The organism is Rhizobium etli 8C-3 (genome assembly GCF_001908375.1).
GTDB classification, from domain to species: Bacteria; Pseudomonadota; Alphaproteobacteria; order Rhizobiales; family Rhizobiaceae; genus Rhizobium; species Rhizobium etli_B.
The window spans coordinates 818,051-836,660 of the sequence record NZ_CP017241.1 but is presented as its reverse complement, the minus strand read 5'-3'; the positions used below and the strand labels follow the sequence as shown (position 1 = coordinate 836,660).

General features: G+C 58.4%; 16 protein-coding genes and 1 pseudogene. 7 read left to right on the top strand and 10 right to left on the bottom strand.

All coding sequences use genetic code 11. From position 1 onward, the window contains the following. Positions 1–26: 26 nt before the first annotated feature. From AM571_RS04210 to AM571_RS04195, 4 genes are read right to left on the bottom strand one after another with little or no spacing between them, the layout of a single operon-like run. The gene (locus tag AM571_RS04210; protein ID WP_074060326.1) at positions 27–677 is read right to left on the bottom strand and encodes an amino acid ABC transporter permease; all 651 of its coding nucleotides are present in this window, start codon (positions 675–677) and stop codon (positions 27–29) included. A gap of 9 nt (positions 678–686) precedes the next feature. Next, a complete protein-coding gene (locus AM571_RS04205; RefSeq protein WP_074060325.1) occupies positions 687–1,355 on the bottom strand; it encodes an amino acid ABC transporter permease in 669 nt (222 codons plus the stop codon). A 46-nt stretch (positions 1,356–1,401) separates the two neighbouring features. Next, positions 1,402–2,223: a sugar phosphate isomerase/epimerase family protein gene (locus tag AM571_RS04200; RefSeq protein WP_074060324.1), complete on the bottom strand. Its 822-nt coding sequence runs from the start codon at positions 2,221–2,223 to the stop codon at positions 1,402–1,404. Beyond that, positions 2,223–2,960, bottom strand: coding sequence for a GntR family transcriptional regulator (locus AM571_RS04195; RefSeq protein ID WP_074060323.1), 738 nt, complete (start codon positions 2,958–2,960; stop codon positions 2,223–2,225). Before AM571_RS04195 ends, AM571_RS04200 begins: the two co-directional genes overlap by 1 nt. Before the next feature lie 252 nt (positions 2,961–3,212). Between AM571_RS04195 and AM571_RS04190 the strand changes: the two genes are divergently transcribed. Genes AM571_RS04190 through AM571_RS04175 form a run of 4 tightly spaced genes read left to right on the top strand, consistent with a single transcriptional unit; the run spans position 3,213 to position 6,383 of the window. Further along, the gene (locus AM571_RS04190; RefSeq protein ID WP_074060322.1) at positions 3,213–4,106 is read left to right on the top strand and encodes an intradiol ring-cleavage dioxygenase; all 894 of its coding nucleotides are present in this window, start codon (positions 3,213–3,215) and stop codon (positions 4,104–4,106) included. A gap of 24 nt (positions 4,107–4,130) precedes the next feature. Further along, positions 4,131–4,913 (top strand): fumarylacetoacetate hydrolase family protein, encoded by a 783-nt coding sequence (locus AM571_RS04185; protein ID WP_074060321.1) that lies wholly within the window; start codon positions 4,131–4,133, stop codon positions 4,911–4,913. Between the two features lie 8 nt (positions 4,914–4,921). After that, positions 4,922–5,713 (top strand): 4-hydroxy-2-oxoheptanedioate aldolase, encoded by a 792-nt coding sequence (gene hpaI / locus AM571_RS04180; protein WP_074060320.1) that lies wholly within the window; start codon positions 4,922–4,924, stop codon positions 5,711–5,713. Continuing rightward, a complete protein-coding gene (locus tag AM571_RS04175; RefSeq protein ID WP_074060319.1) occupies positions 5,700–6,383 on the top strand; it encodes a transporter substrate-binding domain-containing protein in 684 nt (227 codons plus the stop codon). Before hpaI ends, AM571_RS04175 begins: the two co-directional genes overlap by 14 nt. A gap of 410 nt (positions 6,384–6,793) precedes the next feature. Here AM571_RS04175 and AM571_RS37255 read toward each other — a convergent pair whose 3' ends face one another. Continuing rightward, a complete protein-coding gene (locus AM571_RS37255) occupies positions 6,794–6,880 on the bottom strand; it encodes a hypothetical protein (protein WP_237358548.1) in 87 nt (28 codons plus the stop codon). A gap of 297 nt (positions 6,881–7,177) precedes the next feature. Here AM571_RS37255 and AM571_RS04165 point away from each other — a divergent pair, with 297 nt between their 5' ends. Both AM571_RS04165 and AM571_RS04160 read left to right on the top strand, forming a co-directional pair. Beyond that, entirely contained in the window at positions 7,178–8,950 is a 1,773-nt protein-coding gene (locus tag AM571_RS04165) for an adenylate/guanylate cyclase domain-containing protein (protein ID WP_074060318.1), read from the top strand. Positions 8,951–10,058: 1,108 nt separating this feature from the next. Next, entirely contained in the window at positions 10,059–11,744 is a 1,686-nt protein-coding gene (locus AM571_RS04160) for an adenylate/guanylate cyclase domain-containing protein (RefSeq protein WP_237358547.1), read from the top strand. Between the two features lie 650 nt (positions 11,745–12,394). Here the strand turns inward: AM571_RS04160 and AM571_RS04155 are convergent. Genes AM571_RS04155 through AM571_RS04140 form a run of 4 tightly spaced genes read right to left on the bottom strand, consistent with a single transcriptional unit; the run spans position 12,395 to position 17,714 of the window. After that, positions 12,395–13,465: an adenylate/guanylate cyclase domain-containing protein gene (locus AM571_RS04155; protein ID WP_074060317.1), complete on the bottom strand. Its 1,071-nt coding sequence runs from the start codon at positions 13,463–13,465 to the stop codon at positions 12,395–12,397. 3 nt (positions 13,466–13,468) lie between these two features. After that, complete coding sequence (locus AM571_RS04150) at positions 13,469–13,960, bottom strand: Rab family GTPase (RefSeq protein WP_237358528.1); 492 nt, start codon at positions 13,958–13,960, stop codon at positions 13,469–13,471. Between the two features lie 15 nt (positions 13,961–13,975). Next, positions 13,976–17,041: an OmpA family protein gene (locus tag AM571_RS04145; protein WP_074060315.1), complete on the bottom strand. Its 3,066-nt coding sequence runs from the start codon at positions 17,039–17,041 to the stop codon at positions 13,976–13,978. Between the two features lie 7 nt (positions 17,042–17,048). After that, positions 17,049–17,714 carry a hypothetical protein gene (locus AM571_RS04140; protein ID WP_074060314.1) on the bottom strand — a complete coding sequence of 222 codons (666 nt, stop codon included), beginning with the start codon at positions 17,712–17,714 and terminating at the stop codon, positions 17,049–17,051. Positions 17,715–17,942: 228 nt separating this feature from the next. On the opposite strand from AM571_RS04140, the gene AM571_RS36860 reads away from it, so the two are divergent. Continuing rightward, positions 17,943–18,164: a hypothetical protein gene (locus AM571_RS36860; RefSeq protein WP_074060313.1), complete on the top strand. Its 222-nt coding sequence runs from the start codon at positions 17,943–17,945 to the stop codon at positions 18,162–18,164. Between the two features lie 309 nt (positions 18,165–18,473). On the opposite strand, the pseudogene AM571_RS37250 reads toward AM571_RS36860, so the two are convergent. Beyond that, positions 18,474–18,584, bottom strand: a pseudogene (locus AM571_RS37250) (EamA/RhaT family transporter); the annotation flags it as partial. Between the last annotated feature and the right edge of the window lie 26 nt (positions 18,585–18,610).

Here is an 18,610-nt window from a genome sequence, read left to right as displayed (position 1 = left end):
CAAGAGTTTTGCTTCGAGCGAAGCGGTTAGCGGGCAGCTTTCGCCATCCGTTTTTCGAGGCCACTTCCGGCATGGGAGAGCGGCCAGCAAATGATGAAGTAGATTGCGCCCACGATCCCGAATACGAGCAGCGGTCGATAGGTCTGGTTTGAAATGATCTGGCCGGCGCGAGTGAGTTCAATGAAGCCGACGATTGCTGCGAGCGACGTGCCCTTGATGAGCTGGACGAGGAAGCCGATCGTGGCCGGCATCGAGATTTTCAGGGCCTGCGGGAGGATGACGTCTTTCATCCGCGAGACATAATGCAGACCGAGGGCGTTGGCGGCTTCCGTCTGGCCCTTCGGCACAGCCTCGATGGAGCCGCGCCAGATCTCTCCCAGGAAAGCACTGGCATGGAGCGTGAAGGCGATTGCGACCGCGATCCACGCGTTGACCTCGATGCCCAACAGCGCCACGCCGTAATAGACAACGAAGAGCTGCATCAGAAGGGGCGTGCCCTGGAAGATGCCGATATATCCTGCGGTGATCGTCCGGGCGGGCTTTTTCTGCGAGGTGCGCAGCAGCGCGATCAGGAGTCCGAATATCCCCCCACCGATGAAGCCCACGATCGCGAGCAGCACGGTCCACTTCAAACCCTGCATCAAAAAGAAGAATTCATTTTCGCCGATGGGACCCATGGCTGCCTCCTATCGTGTCGGGTAGTTGAAGTAGCGGCGGGAAACGAGGGCAAAGAGGCCCATCATCAGCGTCGAAATAACCAGGTAGATAGCGGTCACCGTGAAATAGACTTCGAAGCTGCGGAAGGTGTCTGACTCGATTCGCTGAGCTGCCGAGGTCAGCTCGTAGGCGGCGATTGACGTGCAGACAGACGTTGTCAGTGTCAGCATGATGAACTGGCTTGTGAGCGAGGGATAAATCGCCCGCAGCGCCGGCTTGAGCACGACGAGCCGGAAGACGTCCGCCTTGTGCAGTCCGAGGGCGAAGCCAGCCTCGATCTGGCCACGCGACACGCTCTCGACCCCACCTCGGATGATTTCGATCGCGTACGCGCCACCGTTGATGCCGAGAGCAATTATGGCCGTGACGGTCGGATTGAGGCGGATGCCCATGAGAGGAAGGGCAAAATAGATGAAGAAGATCTGCACCAGGAATGGCGTATTACGCACGACCTCGACGAACACGATAACGAGAGTGCGCGTGATGTCGCTCTTTGAAGTCCTGGCAACGACACCCAAGATTCCGATGACGAGTGCGAGAAGCATCCCGGCCAGCGAAAGGCCGAGCGTCCCAAACGAAGCCCATAGCAATTCCGGGGCGCGGTCGAGGACCGCACCGAAATCAAACGTATAAGTCATGTATGACTTCCTCCTCCCGATCGGCTCGCGCCGCGTCGGCGCCGGATCAATGATCCGGTTTCAAAATCCCCAGTGCGCTGTCATGCAGATGTTTCAGATGTGCCTGCGGGTCCACCGGCCCGGCGATCGGCACTTCAACCGAGATAGCGGCGCTATGCTTGGCTGCGGTCCAAAGCTCCATCAACGGCAGTTCGCCTTCGCCGGGAGCGAGCCTGCCACTTCTCGCCTCGGCGATCATTGCGTCCGATGTTTTGGGAGCAGGCCCGCGGACGTCGCAAAGCTGGACGTGTTTTACCTTCCCTAAATTTGCGCGGAACTCGTCGATCGAGGCGCCGTTTCGGAAGAAGTGAATCCCGTCAACGAGGGCACCAGCGTTCTCTGCTCCACAGGAATTCACGACCGCAACACTGTCGCCAAAGGTTCTTACCGTCCGCCAGCCCATGTTTTCGATGTCGACTGACATGCCATATCGCGCCGCGAGGGCGCAAAACTCAGAGAGGTTTGTGGCAAGACGGCCGCCGTCTCGATCATCACCGCAAACACTCAGCCGGCGCGCCCCTATGTTCGCAGCGGCTGCCACGGTCGCCTCATGGGAGGCCGCAACAAAGTTGTCGTCGATCACGAAGAACTCGATATCGAACACCTTGATGCCTTCGCTATCGGCAACTGTCTTGAACTCCTGGACCCTCTGGCTGCCCACCGGCAACTCGTAGAAAGGGGCTCCGGGAAAGGCAGGGTGCAGACGCAGACCTATCGACGCAAAACCCGCCCGAGCAGCCATCACGGCGAATTCCTTGGGCGGCAGCGCGATGGATGAAAAATGCGCCACGCCCAGTTCAATGCTCGGTCCTGGCGTCGCGATGGTCATCACGAGATCCCCTTTGTCGCGAGGTGATCGCGCAGATTGGTTCCCGTGCGGTGGATATGCTGACACAACATATCGCACGAGTAGTCCATATCCCGCGCGACGGCTCCCTGAGCAATCTCACTGTGCTCCTGGCTGACGTTGCGGTCACCCGACGTGCGGGTCAGAAACACCCGGCGATAACGGTCGTTGAGATTAAGAAGCAATCTGCAGAAATGGAGCAGGATCGGCTTCCCGCAGCCAGATATAAGTGTCAGATGAAATTCGCGGTGGAGCTCTTCCCAGCGCTCCAGTGTCTCTGGCCGAGCCGCGTCGCGCTCGGTGCGGTTAAGGCGATGCAGCGCGCGCATGACGTTACCCTCCCACTCCACATCGCCGAGCCGCATGGACTCGCGAAGCGCAAAGACTTCAAACTCTTCGCGCAGGGTGGTGATCTCTTCCAGATTGGCCAAGGAAATTGGTGAAACGCGATAGCCGCGATTGTCCTCGAACTCCACCAGGCCGTCCGATATCAGCCGCGCCAACCCTTCACGCAGCGGACTGAGGCTTACGTTGAACGTCTTGCGCGCCTTGTCGAGATTGATCTTGCTGCCGGCCTGAAGCTCGCCGGAGATGATCGCCTCACGAAGGCGGGATGCAAGCTGGCTCCCGATCGTGTTTTTGCCGTCGTCAAGAAAGCCAGAAGACGATGGAACATCTTCTGTCGTCGGAGCAAATGCGCCGTCGTCATCCGCTATCATTGTTCGTCCTAAGGCTCCCCGTGCTAATTGTCGATGATCGATACAATAACCGATTATTCGTGTCAACTTGAGAGCACTGAAATCTGCGAATAAGTGGAGCATAGCCCTTTTTCGACTAGTTAAATTTAACAAAATCAATTGATTGTACGCAGAGAGCCTGTTTCATTTGGCTAACTGACGCCGCGATGATGCACCGTGGCCTTGACAAATAATCGATTATTTTGATAGTCGGGAAACCGGGAGGTGATCCACATGGTGATCAAAACTGAAAGCGATCTGACGCCAGCCGTCCTCGCTGTGATGAATCGCACTGAAGACCCTCGCCTGCGAGAAATCCTCGTGGCCATGGTCAAGCATCTTCATGCCTTCGTGCGCGAGGTTCGACTGACGGAGGTCGAGTTTCGGGAGGCGACAGCCATACTGAATGAGATCGGGAAGCTGCATGCTGATCACCACAACGAGTTTGTGCTGATGGCCGGTTCTCTTGGCGTATCTTCACTTGTCTGCCTGCTGAACAATGGCGACAAGGGACAGACTGAGACCTCCCAGTCGTTGTTGGGCCCATTCTGGCGCCTCAACTCTCCGCGAGTCGAAAATGGCGAGTCGATTATCCGATCCGAGACGCCGGGCACTCCCTTGTTCGTGCATGCCAAGGTCGTTGACCGCGACGGTAGGCCAATTGCCGGCGCCGAAGTGGATGTGTGGCATGCATCTCCCGTCGGTCTTTATGAAAACCAGGACCCGGACCAGGCCGAGATGAACTTGCGCGGCAAATTCATGACCGACAAGCAAGGTCGGTTCTGGTTCAGGACCGTCAAGATGGTCGGCTATCCGATACCGGTCGATGGCGTCGTCGGACGCCTGCTGAAAGCTCAGGGACGCCATCCGTACCGACCAGCGCACCTGCACGCACTGATCTTCAAGCACGGATACAAGACGCTGATTTCCCAGGTCTTCGATCCCAGCGACCCGAACATCGACTCCGATGTTCAGTTCGGTGTCACGGCAGCGCTGACCGGCAACTTCATTCGTCATGAGGAGCCCCATCCGACCGAAGCGGATATTCCTGGTCCGTGGTTCTCGCTCGACTACACCTATGTCATGGAGCCCGGCGAAGCCGTTTTGCCGCGTCCCCCGATCAAATAAATCACGATCAGCAGAGCAAACGATATGATCACCGAAGAAGAACGCCGGGCCGCGGCAGACGCGCTGCTCAAAGCTGAAATCGAGCGCAAGCCGATCATACAGCCTAGCGAGACCTACCCGAACCTCGAACTCGAGGACGCCTACCGAATTCAGGCTTTGTGGGCGGAGGCGAGGGTCGCCAAGGGCGCACGGATCGTCGGGCATAAGATTGGCCTGACGTCACGCGCAATGCAGATGGCTTCAAAGATGACGGAGCCGGACTACGGCTGCATTCTTGACGATGCGCTTTACAACGACGGAGCGCAGATCAGGGCTGACTTGTTTATCAAGCCGCGCCTGGAGGTCGAGCTGGCCTTTGTTATGGGGGAGGATCTCGTCGGGCCCGGCACCAGGATCTATGACGTCCTGCGTGCGACCGAGTTCGTTGTCCCGGCGCTCGAGATTATCGACTACCGGACCGAAGTCCCCCGAGCTATCACCGACACCATTGCGGACAACGCGGCTTTCGGCGCCATCGTCGTTGGCGGCCGTATATTTCGCCCGATGGACATTGACATCCGCTGGGTCGGAGCGACTCTTTCCAAGAACGGCATCATCGAGGAGTCGGGCGTGTCGGCGGCGATCATGGGACATCCGGCCGCCGGCATCGCGTGGCTGGTCAACAAACTTCATGCTGTGGGCGGTGGCCTGAAGAAGGGACAAATAGTCCTGGCCGGATCCTTCACGCGTCCTGTCGATATCGCGAAAGGTGATGTCATTCAGGCCGACTACGGCCCTGTTGGCGCCCTCGGCGTGTCGTTCGTGTGAGGTGCTGGATGGAACATCCTATCAATCGTTTCAAGCGGAAGCTTCTTGCTGGTCAAAGTCAGATCGGCCTGTGGTGTGGCTTGCCGGGGAGCTACGCCGCGGAAATCGTCGCACCTTCAGGTTTCGATTGGCTCCTGTTCGACACGGAACATTCTCCGGGTGACGTTCTGACCGTCCTGCCGCAATTGCAAGCGGTCGCACCATACGACGTTTCCCCAGTCGTCCGCCCGGCCATCAATGACCCCGTTCTCATCAAGCGTTTCCTGGATATCGGCGTTCAGACACTGCTCATTCCCTACGTTCAGAACGCGGACGAGGCGAAAGCCGCAGTCGCGGCGGTGCGATATCCTCCGGATGGAATTCGTGGTGTTTCTGCCCTGACGCGCGCCACTCGTTTCGGCCGAGTTGCGAACTATGCACAAAATGCGGAACGGGAAGTTTGCCTGTTGCTGCAAGTTGAGACGCGGGAAGCGCTTGGCAACCTCGAGTCAATTTCCTCGGTAGAGGGAGTGGATGGGGTATTCATAGGACCGGCAGACCTGGCAGCGAGTTTCGGACACAGGGGCCAACCGAGCCACCCGGAGGTGGTCGATGCAATTGTCGACGCGATTGAACGCCTGAAAGCGTTGGGCAAGCCTGCGGGCATTCTTACCCCGGATGAGACTTTCGCGGCACGGTGCATCTCGCTCGGAACACTATTTACTGCCGTTGGTGTCGATGTCGCTGTTCTGGCAAGGGGATCGGAAGCACTCGCGGCGCGATTTGCGTCGCACGGAGCGTACCGCGATGCCGGAACGTGATGAACTCCTCACTGAAATCGCACCGACGGGAGTCATCAGAGCGGCGGTCAACATGTCGAATGCCGCACTTGTCCAACTCGATCCAGTGACAGGCGTTCTAACAGGGCCGAGCGCGCAGATCGCGATCGCACTTGCGGCAGAACTCGACTGCAGTTTGTCGCTGGTTCGATACGGATCGGCCGCTGACATTCTTGCGGCTGCCGAAGACAAAGAGTGGGACGTTGCATTCATTGCGTCCGATCCCTCACGTGCCGACAGGTTCTCCTTCTCGCCACCCTATACCACGGTGACCGCCAGCTTTCTGGTGCCAGACAGTAGCCCGCTAGGCAACGTCGAGCATGTCGACGTCAAAGGGGTACGCATTGCCGCCGCCAGAACCGCTGCGTATACAAAGCAGCTTGAGCGACAGGTTAGAAATGCAATCCTACTCCATACCGAAAATCCCGCCTCCGCCCTGGACATGCTTGTATCCTCGCAGTGCGATGCGGCTGCGGGCTTGACCGAGTCCCTGTCACGTTTCTGCGAAGAGAATCCAGGTTTCCGCGTTGTTGAGGGGACATTCTCGAAAGTGCCTCAAGCGATCGCTGTGCATCGGAGGTGCGTTCACGCTTCAACCTTTCTGTCGGACTTCATCCAACAGCATTGCAGTGCGGGTAAGTCGGGCAATTGAAGCAGTTGGCGGGACATGCGAGGGAGCCAGGTCGAGGCGACGCGACACGTTAACCCCCGAATAGCCAATTGGAATCCTCTTCTCTCTCAAGCGTTCCGACTCGGAAGTTCATGTTCGTTGAGCTTCTGGGTACGATGTCGAGCAACTCTTATTCATAAGGGTTCGCGGTGGCCGTGCCTTGGATCATGGGCGTGTGCTTCGTGGTGCTGGCGCAGCAAGTCCTCGCCGTAGTTGCGCAAGCCAGAGGGTCGTAGCCGTCGCAGATTTCGAGCAAGTGTGCGAGAAGCTCATCATGACATGGGCGAAGACTGGACAGTGGAAACGGGGCGAGACGCCATGGCGCTGGTGCGGATGCTCAAATCGGTGCTCATGGAACATGGCGTAGAGCATTCCGGACAGATCGAGCAGTATCACCTCTCTTCGACAGAGGCCCTGCCTCTCTGTTTTTCAATCTGCGCATACCGCTCACGTAGAGCGTCGGTCACGACACGGGTCATACTCTGCCCAGTCGAATGGGCGATCGCCTGGGCGAGGCGATGGGCTGCGGATCTTCGAAGAGCGGACATGCGGGTGGGCGCGGACATCGTCGTGACCTGATCCTGAGTGGGCTTTCGGAACGACCGCGTCGAACGGCTGGGAGCCTGACAGAGCAGTCATTGCGTGGAGCTACACCTCGGCTGCGTCCACATGAGCCACGGCCAACTCGATCTCAACTAAGATCGCTCTGAGCAGCGGCTCAAAGTTCTTTCTTGCCTTCTGTCTCCCTGCTATCGTGGAAGTGAGGAGACGGCGCCATGAGCGAGACCCGAAAGCTGGCTGCAATCCTGGCCGCGGACGTGGTTGGGTACAGCCGGCTTGCCGGCGCCGACGAGGACCGCATCCTGGCGAGGTTGCGGGCACTGCGCAGCGACCTCATCGATCCGACGATCGCCGTGCACCATGGCCGGGTGGTGAAGCGAACCGGCGATGGTGCGCTGGTCGAGTTCCGCAGCGTGGTGGACGCCGTGCGCTGCGCCATTGAGGTGCAGAACGGTATGGTGGAGCGCAATGACGGCGTGCCGCAGGACCGTCGCATCGAATTCCGGATCGGTATCCATTTGGGCGACGTCGTCGAGGAAAGCGACGGCGATCTGATGGGCGACGGCGTCAACATCGCCTCGCGATTGGAGGGCGTCGCCGCGGCGGGCGCGATCTGCCTGTCCGAGGATGCCTATCGCCAAGTCAAGGCGAGGCTCGACCTCTCGGTCAGCGATCTCGGCAACACGCAACTCAAGAACATCGCCGAGCCGATCCGGGTCTATTCACTGCAAGTCGGCAGCGCCGGGACCAAAGCAGCCGGGAGCTCGGAAACGCCGACGAGCCAACCGGCGACGGCGGTGTCACCGAAGCTGTCGATCGCCGTCCTGCCGTTCGCCAACATGAGCGGTGACGCTGAACAGGACTACTTTGCCGACGGCATCTCGGAAGACATCATTACGGCGCTATCGAAGCTGTCGCAGCTCTTCGTCATCGCCCGCAATTCGTCGTTCACTTTCAAGGGCAAGAACGTCCATGTGCAGGAGGTGGGCACGAAGCTCGGCGTGCGGCATGTACTTGAGGGCAGCGTACGCAAATCGGGGAACAGGGTACGCATCACCGCGCAGCTCATCGACGCGACCACCGGCGGGCATCTATGGGCGGAGCGGTTTGATCGCGAGCTCACCGACATATTCGCGGTTCAGGACGATGTCACACAGCAGATTGTCGACGCACTGGCGGTCAACCTGACAGAGGGCGATCGGAAAAGACTGGCGCCGGGGCAGACCCGGCACCCCGAGGCGTATGACTGCTTCTTGCGCGGCCGGGAGCTGTGGCACCGGCTGACGAAGCAAACGAACAGCGACGCTCGCGACCTTTTGCAACGTGCCGTCGAACTGGACCCGAACTTCGCCTCAGCGCACGCCTTCCTCGCCCTTACCCACGGGCTCGACTACCTGAACCGGTGGAGCGCGTCGCCGCAGCGCTCTATCGAGCAAGCCGAAGAGGCTGCGACGCTGGCGGTAGCGCGGGATGATAGCGATCCCGTTGCACACTGGGCACTGAGTGTGGTCAAGCTTTACTCGCGACAGCACGATAGAGCCATCAGCGAGGCCGAGCGTGCGATAGTCCTCAATCCGAACTTCGCCGAAGGGCAGGTTAGCCTCGGCGAGGCACTAATCTATTCAGGCAGATCCGAGGAGGCACTCGCCTATTTCGATCGGGCGAGGGTCCTGAACCCGTACTTTCCGGATGTCGTTCTCCACTTTCAGGCTTTGGCCTTGTTTCAACTGCGAAGGTACGAAGAGGCCGTCGAACTGTTGCTGCAGCGCGTGAGCCGCAACCGCTTCACCGATGTCTCGCGCGCGCTTCTGGCCGCCTGCTACGGCCACCTCGGCCGTTTCGAAGAGGCTCGCGCGACGTGGCAAGAGGTGCTGCGCGTCAATCCCGACTATTCATTGGAATACCGTCGCAAAGTCCTGCCCTTCAAGAACCCCGCCGATTTCGAGCTCGTCTTGGAGGGACTACGCAATGCCGGGGTCGTACAATGACGGGTGAATATGTCCGATCTTGAACCTGTTGCCGCCGTTTGCACAGAGGATGAGCAATAGCCAGTGCGGGCGTGATCGACAGCAAGGTCTGCTTTCAGGAAGCTGCGAAGCCGCCCTCTACGGCCGACATGCGGGCGCTTCCCGGCCGAAGCTCGTTGGCCCGGTGAAAGGCAGCTTTCGCGGCGTAGCCGCCCGAAACCTGCCATTCCGTTTCCCACCCCGAACTGGCCGATCCGCAACCGCCCACATCTCGACATTCAAGGACCTATGCCGTTTGCCGGAAGCTGCCGTTCGAGCAGCGAGCGAGTGCGACAGGCCGGTACCTGCCTTCGGGGTTCGGGACGAAGCAGCAACAAGCGGACACTTCGCTGACGGTCCGGAGCGGAAGTTCCTCTGCGATTCTTTACGAACTGGCGCCCCTAGCGAATTCGGGCGCAGTGTCGGTCAGGCGGCGGGATGGCCGCCACGTTGACCAATACGACCGTAGCCTGGGCTTGTTCTGGTAGACGGCAGGTCCGCCGGCCGTATCGCTGTCGCCGAAGGCCTAGCAAGACCGCGATCGAAGCGGCGGTCGTGGTGTATTTGATCGGCGCTGACAAATAGAAAGAGGTGAAATATTGGAATACATTGCCCTTTACAGCAGGTGGGGACGAAATATGACTGTAGGCTTCGATCGCGCGATTCAGCGAGATTCGACCGCCCTGACAAGACGATGACTGGGGGATGGCTGTGCGGGACAGATTTCGCGAGGCCGTCGAGTGTGCGCTAAAGGATGGCTTTGCCGCAATGCCATTCAGATCAGAGGCAGGCAGCTCCGCCAACGCGGTCATTGCGACCTGTTTGCCATGCGCGCGATGCGCGAAATGAACGTGACCAAGCAGGATTAGCTGCCTTCACACCTTAGTCGAAAAGCAAGAGAGGGGCTGGATGGCGACGCACCGGCCTTCTTCCAAGGACTTTCGAAATTGAGCCGAGCGCCCCATGGGGGGCTCGTGCTATAGTGCGTGCCTTAAAACTGGAAGAAAGGTACGAGTCCGTGGGCCAGCCCCAGGTGGAACGCAGACTGGCAGCTATTCTGGCTGCCGACGTCGTGGGCTTCAGTCGGCTGATGGGAGTCGATGAAGCCGGAACGGCGCGTGCGCTGCGGGGCCACCGCGAAGCCATCTCGCCGATTATCACAGACCACGGCGGTCGGATTGTAAAGACCATAGGCGACGGCGTGCTACTGGAGTTCCCCTCGGTCGTCGCGGCCGTCGCGTGCGCAGCGGCCATCCAGAAGTTAATGGCGGAGCGAAATGCGGTGGCACCCGCCGATCAACGGATGCTGTTCCGCATCGGAATCAATCTCGGCGACGTCCTGATCGAGGGCGATGACATTCTGGGAGACGGTGTCAACGTGGCGACCCGGCTTGAGGAGATTTCCGAGGCCGGCGGAATCTGCATCTCCGAAGACGTATACCGACAGATCGATGGCAAGGTCGATATTAGTTTTGCCGATATGGGCTTGCACCACCTTAAGAATATCGCGCGCCCGCTGAGGACCTTCCGAGCGCACCTCGAGCAGATCATCCCGTTGCGGGCGCCTGAACCCGCGTTACCGGACCGGCCATCGATCGCAGTACTGCCGTTTGGGAACATGAGCAGCGATCCAGCACAGGACTATTTTGGCGACGGCATCGTCGAAGAGGTTATCATCGGGCTGTCGCGCATTCGCTGGCTCTTCGTTATCGCCCGCAATTCCAGCTTCACGTACAAGGGGCGCGCTGTCGACGTGAAGCAGGTCGGGCGCGAATTAGGCGTGCGCTACGTGCTGGAAGGCAGCGTGCGCAGGGCGGCCAATCGAGTGCGCATATCTGCCGAGCTTGTTGAGGCCACGACGGGCGTACATATTTGGGCGGATCGCTTTGAAGGGGAACTGGAAGACATTTTCGAACTGCAGGACCGAGTAACCTCGAGCGTGGTCGGCGCCATCGGACCGAAGCTCGAGCAGGCTGAGATCAAGCGGGCCAAGCACAAGCCTACCGAGAACCTCGACGCTTACGATTACTTCCTGCGGGGCTTGGCAGCCTTGCATTGCTGGAGCCGAGAAACCAACAATGAGGCTCTGCGGCTCTTTTACCGCGCCATCGAACTCGATCCGGAATTTGCTGCGGCTTACGGCATGGCGGCGCGCTGCTATTCTCAGCGGAAGGCAAGTGGTTGGATGGTCGATCACGTGCAGGAGGCTGCCGAAACCGAGCGGCTGGCCCGGCATGCAGCGGCCCTGGGCAAGGATGATGCGGTGGCGCTCTGCACCGCTGGAATCGCCTTCGCGTATGTTCTTGGCGCACACGATTATGGCGCAGACTTATTGCAACGTGCTCTTGGGCTCAATCCCAATTTGGCCTCAGCATGGCTGTTCAGCGGGTGGGCCAGGATTTGGCTTGGCGAACCGGAGGGGGCAATCGATCATCTCACGCGGGCCATGCGGCTGAACCCACAAGACCCCCAGATTTGTAATGCGCAAGCCGCAATGGCCGCCGCCTACTTCTTTGCTGGCCAATACGCGGATGCGTCATCATGGGCGCACGCGGCCATTCGTGAGCAGCCGGTCCACTTCATCGCAACCTGCGTCGCTGCAGCAAGCCACGCACTGGCTGGACAAGCTCCAGAGGCTACGGAGGCGATGACACGATTGCGTCAGCTTGATCCCGATTTCCGCCTCTCCAGCCTCAACGATTTCTTCCCGATCCGGCGACCGGAAGACGCCGCACGATGGGCCGATGGTTTGCGAAACGCAGGCCTGCCACCGTGACGACTCATTTCGCTATGCGAGAAACCTGACCGTAATTCGACGATGTCGCGGTCATGCCGGCGGGTAGGGCTGTGAGGAGTGTCGCTTTGTTTTTAAATGTAAGACTCGTTGGCCAATGATTTCAATTGATTGCCGTGCCACTTAATTTGGGATTTAGCAGTTAATGTGAGATTTTGACTTGGCTTTTGGGAGATTCAGGCGATCGAGATAATCGATGGTGCCTTGGCAAATTGACGCATTTCCTGATGAAGTCGATGAAGCGCTTTGAGATGAAGCGTGCAAACGCGCAGACGGCATTCGGGAATTCCTGAAGCATCGAACTGGTCCGATGACCGCCGCAGACGTGAAACAACTTACAACTGAGCTCGACGTCAGCCGATCAACGGGTTTACCGCCTTATCAAACTGTTTCGATCAGCTGGGACGATCACCTCTCTAGTCGACCGTAAACGCGACCGGCCTGATCATCCGCGTTACCCTTAGCAAATGCTACCTGACGCGAAACCGTCCGACAGTTTCGCAATTGATCCGGGATGTGCGGACGAATTGCAATCAGCCGGGCATCTAAATCGGCAACGACGAAATCGCATCGTTCGATCCCCGTCGCGCAACCTAGTTCACTCGGGACGTCGGCGGCGGCCAAGCGGCAAATCAAGCCGAGAGCCGCCACATTCGCACACGACCTGTACCACGCAATTCCGTTTCCTCGAGTAGGTCGCAAGCAAATTTTGGTCCAAGCAGGTGGTGAGTTGCATCCGAAATACGGATCTCATCGGGCTCCGCGGACGTTTGAATGCGTGAGGCGAGATTAACGGTCTCGCCCCACAGGTCATAGGCGAAGCGCCTTTTGCCTATGACGCCAGCGACGATTGGTCCCGAGTGAATTCCAATTCTGAGTCTCAGCGGTTCTCCTGCGAAGCGTACGCGCTTAACCGCCTTCCGCAGTTCAAGTGCATAGTGCGCGAGGGCTTCTGCATGATCGGATCGCGCGGTGGGCAGGCCAGCGACCACCATCACACAATCGCCGATTGTCTTGATCTTTTCGCAGCCGTATCGTTCCGAGAGCCGATCCGCCGCCTTGAAGAAGTAATTTAAGATAGCGAGCGTCGTCACGGCTCCGACGCTCCGCGTTCTTTCCGTAAAACCGACGATGTCGGCAAAAAGCACACTCACCTCTGCGTGGTTGTCTGCAATTTTTTTGTGCGCTTTTAACCGCTCCGCGATCGACGCCGGAAGAATGTTGAGGAGTAGGGATTCGGCGCGCTGGTATTCACGCGACAATCCCTCCTGGCTCTTCCTCAACGCCTCGTTCGTCGATTGTAATTTCTCGTTGAGTTGCCGCTCCCTCTCTTGCAGGAGCGTCATTTCATAGGCCTTCTGTTGAAGCCGCTGCTTGTTGTCGCGTTCGGCAGTGGCGTCAAGAAAGAGCAGCCACACGCAGGCATTGCCGGCAAAAAGATGAAGGTCCGCAACACGCCCGCTGGGCAGTTCGACCATGGCCATATGATATGGAAGCTCCGGGCAAGGCAGCAAACCTTCCATAAATTCAAGCTGATCGGCAACAGGCTTGCCAATGCGAAGCGATGAGAGCCCGTAGTGTTTAACGTTACCGCCCTTCGCAGCTATGCAAAGCTGGGCGTCAATTTTCAGATATGCGACAGAGTGCTCATTGTAGAAGAAATCGTAAATCCAGCTTCCGACTTCTTTTGGCAATCTATGCATGGTCTATTTGGTAACCATCGAAGCAAGCTGACGAAACGCATCATCAACATGTTCACCCGAAAGCGCGCTTGTTCGATAGATTTGCCATCCAAGTTGCCTGAGTTCGTTAATCTCACTATCCGATATTGCCCACCGATCGGCCAGGTCGGATTTGTTGAACAGCAATACAAACGGCATAGCGCCGAATTCGGCCTCGGCCCGCTCGCGCAGAGTGAGCGCCACGGCAAGAGTAGCGGCGCGGGTTCCATCGACGACAAGCACGAGCCCGGACGCACCCCGCACATTGCTGACGCGGAATGAGCCGATATCGTCTTCGCCGGCCAAATCCCACAAAATTAGATCCACGGTTTTGTCCGGGAGTGCGACACTCTTCTTGTCGATTTTCACTCCCACCGTGGTCAAGTAGGTATCTGAAAAGATGCTTTGCACAAACCTGCGAACCAGACTCGTCTTTCCGACAGCGAACCCACCCAACATGCAGATCTTTTTTTGCAATATCCTAGCTCCGCACTACTCCAGGCTTACCGTAATCGAAACCCGGCGATTGGTGGAGCTCCCAGTTCGACTATTTTCAGGCACCACCGGCTCAAAGGTGCCAGCGCCCCGAACCAGCAGCAGTTCCGGAGCGACGCCGCGCTTGTTGAGAAGCGCACGAACTGCCTCGGCGCGGGCGGCGCTGATCGACACGTTGGCCGTCTCACGGCCCGTGGCGTCTGCATGGCCGGTCAACATGAACCGCGCTGTTACGCCTGACTTGCGGGCATTTTTGGCGAATTCCTTTATTTGATCCGCCAACCTGTCGAGGACCGGCATCTGCTCTGGTCCCGGCACAGCTTTGGCGGAATAGAAGAAAATATCGGTCGCCTGGATGGCCTCTCTCAAATAATTAAGTTCTGCAAGGTTCAGCTCACGCAGCTGCGAGACATCCAGAACCACTCCGTCCGCCGAAAGTTGTTCTGCGGCGGCCCGCGCCCGGTTGATCCAGTTGGCAGGAGCCTCACCCACGACAACGATGCGACCCTGGACGATCGAAAGCAGAACAGATTTGGGCGGAGCCAGCGACGCCGTCAGCCGCTTCAACACGAACTCCGGCTCAAGGCTCTGATAGAATTGCCATTGCGAATGAACGCGGGCGGGATCGACATGCGTTCCAGGCAACAGCGACTGCGGGTCGGCGCCAAGCGGGTCTCTCAGGCCGGAAATGTAGAATTGGCCATCGCGCACCTTTTGTTCCGCAACGATGATGCCCGGTTGGGCCTCAAGTCGCGACACATAGGCCTGCCAGTGCTCCGCCGCGCGTGCTTCGGGGCTCACATCACGAACCTTGGAGATGTCGAATTCCGGTCCGCCTGCCGAAAGCTGTCGGGCCGCTGCGCGCGCCCGATCTATCCAGGTGTCGGCAGCCTCACCCTCGGCAACGATGCGATCCTTGACGATCGAAAGTCGTACTGTATCCGGCGGAGCCAGCGACGCCGTCAGCCGCTTCAACACGAACTCCGGCTCAAGGCTCTGATAGAATTGCCATTGCGAATGAACGCGGGCGGGATCGACCTGCGTTCCAGACAACAGCGACTGCGGGTCGGCGCCAAGCGGGTCTCTCAGGCCGGAAATGTAGAATTGGCCATCGTGCACCTTTTGTTCCGCAACGATGATGCCCGGTTGGGCCTCAAGTCGCGACACATAGGCCTGCCAGTGCTCCGCCGCGCGTGCTTCGGGGCTCACATCACGAACCTTGGAGATGTCGAATTCCGGTCCACCTGCCGAAAGCTGTCGGGCCGCTGCGCGCGCCCGATCTATCCAGGTGTCGGCAGCCTCACCCTCGGCAACGATGCGACCCTGGACGATCGAAAGCAGAACAGATTTGGGCGGAGCCAGCGACGCCGTCAGCCGCTTCAACACGAACTCCGGCTCAAGGCTCTGATAGAATTGCCATTGCGAATGAACGCGGGCGGGATCGACATGCGTTCCAGACAACAGCGACTGCGGGTCGGCGCCAAGCGGGTCTCTCAGGCCGGAAATGTAGAATTGGCCATCGCGCACCTTTTGTTCCGCAACGATGATGCCCGGTTGGGCCTCAAGTCGCGACACATAGGCCTGCCAGTGCTCCGCCGCGCGTGCTTCGGGGCTCACATCACGAACCTTGGAGATGTCGAATTCCGGTCCGCCTGCCGAAAGCTGTCGGGCCGCTGCGCGCGCCCGATCTATCCAGGTGTCGGCAGCCTCACCCTCGGCAACGATGCGATCCTTGACGATCGAAAGTCGTACTGTATCCGGCGGAGCCAGCGACGCCGTCAGCCGCTTCAGCACGAACTCCGGCTCAAGGCTCTGATAGAATTGCCATTGCGAATGAACGCGGGCGGGATCGACATGCGTTCCAGACAACAGCGACTGCGGGTCGGCGCCAAGCGGGTCTCTCAGGCCGGAAATGTAGAAATGTCCATCGCGCACCGTTTGTTGGGCGACGATGATGCCCGGTTGGGTCCCCAGTCGCGAAACATAGGCTTGCCAGCGCTGCCCGGATTGCCAGGAAAGAAAGAACCAACCGCCTGCCGGAATCAAAACCAGCAGGACTGCAGCCACCACCAGCCACGGAAATCCCTGGTTTGAGTCCTCCTGCTTCAGTTCAACGCAGGTCTGCAACTGCGTCTCTATGCCGGCTAACTGAGAACCGTCGCCGTCGAACTGCTCTAAAGCCTGTGAGTATTCATCATGGATGCGAAGCAACACATCGCGAACTATTTCATGTAATTCCTCTGGCGGATTTCCCCGGATCACCGCAACCAAGGTCGCAAACGGTCCAACTTCTGACCAGAGACGAAGCTCCCCAAAGCGGATAGTGTCCAGGCCGCTCTGTTCTTTCTCGTTAAATGAGTCTTTAACAAAGTCTTGAATTGCACTGAGCATCGAAGAAATGAGTTGAGGATCCTCGCTCGTTGCATTATCGGCAGTTACATGCGCGATCAAAAGCCCCGAATTTCGGTTAATGAGAAAGACATGTTCTACACGATAGACAAGAGAATGCTTCAGAACAACTTCCGAGAAGCTGGCACCAGTTCTCCAAGATTCAAATCTCCACTTGAGCCCATGCCAGGTAAATATATGTCTTAAAGTCTCATTCAGCGACTGAAAGGTCTGGTCGATCTTTTCCCCGATCGACTTGCGAATTGCCGGCAGAAACACCGGGTATAATATATCCGTCAGCGTGCGCGGGCTCTTCTGGATCGACCGTTGCACAGCCCTCTCGACGGCTGGCGCAAGGGCCTCGCCGAGCTGCGCATGAGGCGCCCGTGCGGCTGCACTGGGAAGAACGCCGCCCACTGCTTCCGCAAGCTGCTCCGGTTCGCCCAGCAGATGCGTAACTCGTGAAAGCTCCGAAATTTCGCGGCCGACCAGCAACTGGCGCAGCGTTTCCATGCGACGATCGGCGGTTGGAACTCCGTCGAAACGCGCATGATGGTCCGGATCAATGTTCCGAGCAATTTCGACCAAAAGAATAGCCAGAGCCGCGCGATCGATCTCGGTATCGTTCGAGGCGGCTTTTTGAGGAAGTCTGATTGGGTCGACGGTCGACGTCAAGTTCCCATCAACTCACTTTCCAGCTACGTTCCGAGTTGCTCTTGCTACCGCCGGAATCCTGATTTATGCATTTTGCAACCTCGACAAACAGGCCAGCCAAAAGATTTCTGTCGGTCTTGACGTTGCTGAGATCGGAAAACATTTTCTCCATTAGCATCTGAATGCTTTCATTCTTTTGCTTGATTTCCTCACGCAGCAAATGATCGCTTCGATTTATCCGGTCCGCAACGTCGCGCTCAAGCTCGCTCAATTGATCCGACAACGCGCGCACCTGCTTTTCAAGTGCCTGATTTTGCTCGCGAAGATTCCGGTCAATCTCCTTGTCGGCCTCGGCTCGTGCATCTTTTTCGCTCCGCAATTGCGCCGCGAGCGATTCGACCTGCTTCTTTGCATTTGACTCGTACGCTTCAAGATTGCGCTTGGCCTCGGATTCGACATCCTTAAAGCGCTGCAAGAACCGGTCTTCAAGCTTGGAAAAACGGCGGTCATAGTCCTGCATCTGGTTGCCGAACAGCAGATCGCGGATCTTGTCGACACCTACAGCGTCACCGGAGATCCCGCCCTCGCGGGCCTGGGCCGCCATGAAGTTCAGCCCGTTTCCCTCTGCATTACCTATCAGATTTTCGTCCGCCTTATTCGCAGAAGAAGCGGTACTCGAAGGTTCCTTTGCCATCCTTATGCCCCCCATTTGAACACCTGCCACGGTGCAACCCCGTCAACAGGTAATAATGTCAGCAAAATAGCCGGCCCACAAGCCGGAATCTTCTTGACTCAAGCCGATTCGTGATGCAGCCGAGCGCTACGTCACTGACGTAGCAATGGAAGTTTGGGGCGATGCCATCTAGCGGGCGGCCGCGACTGGTCGGGGATCAATCGCGGCAAGCGGCACGGTCGTCGAGCAGTGACGGTCCGCAATCTCTGCGCTCGCGGCATCACGGTATTCATCCGCAAGGCGATCACTCGAGTAACGACGGCGGCAGGGCGCAATATCGCGCTCAAGGAGGGCGGTCCCATCAAGCTCGATAAGAAGCGCTTCACCAATTACACGGCAACACTGCGGGCGTTTGCGCGCGCACTCGCCGATGGCGTGACGAACCTTCCAGACGTCAAGAAGGGGTCGTAGCGCCCCTGGAGCGGCCTCAGGATTCCAAGTCGGTAGACGGGCTGTTGCGTTGCCATTTGGGCCATACTTACCTTGAAGTCGAGGCGATTGAACTCGCCGAACTGGCCCGGCAGCGGCTAGGCGACGAAAGTCATGTCGACGAGCATGGCGGAGCCGAAAGGTGCGGGCGCAACTCGTGCGGCTACAATGTCCGAACGCCTGCTTACGGGATCGAATAAGTCTGTGTCCAACGGCTGCCATGACGGCGTATAGCTGACCGCTTAACTTGGAAACACGGAAAATCGTTCTGGGAGGTGCGGCCCCGCAATGTGCAGGGCGCCCCGCGAACATCGCTGTTGTCAGCGGTTCGGAAAACAGCATCCAACCCCACGACATCGTCACAGGTGGGCTGAGATAGATCGCAGCGCTGACCTTGGCCACTTTGACCTCCCCGAACGAAGTCGCGT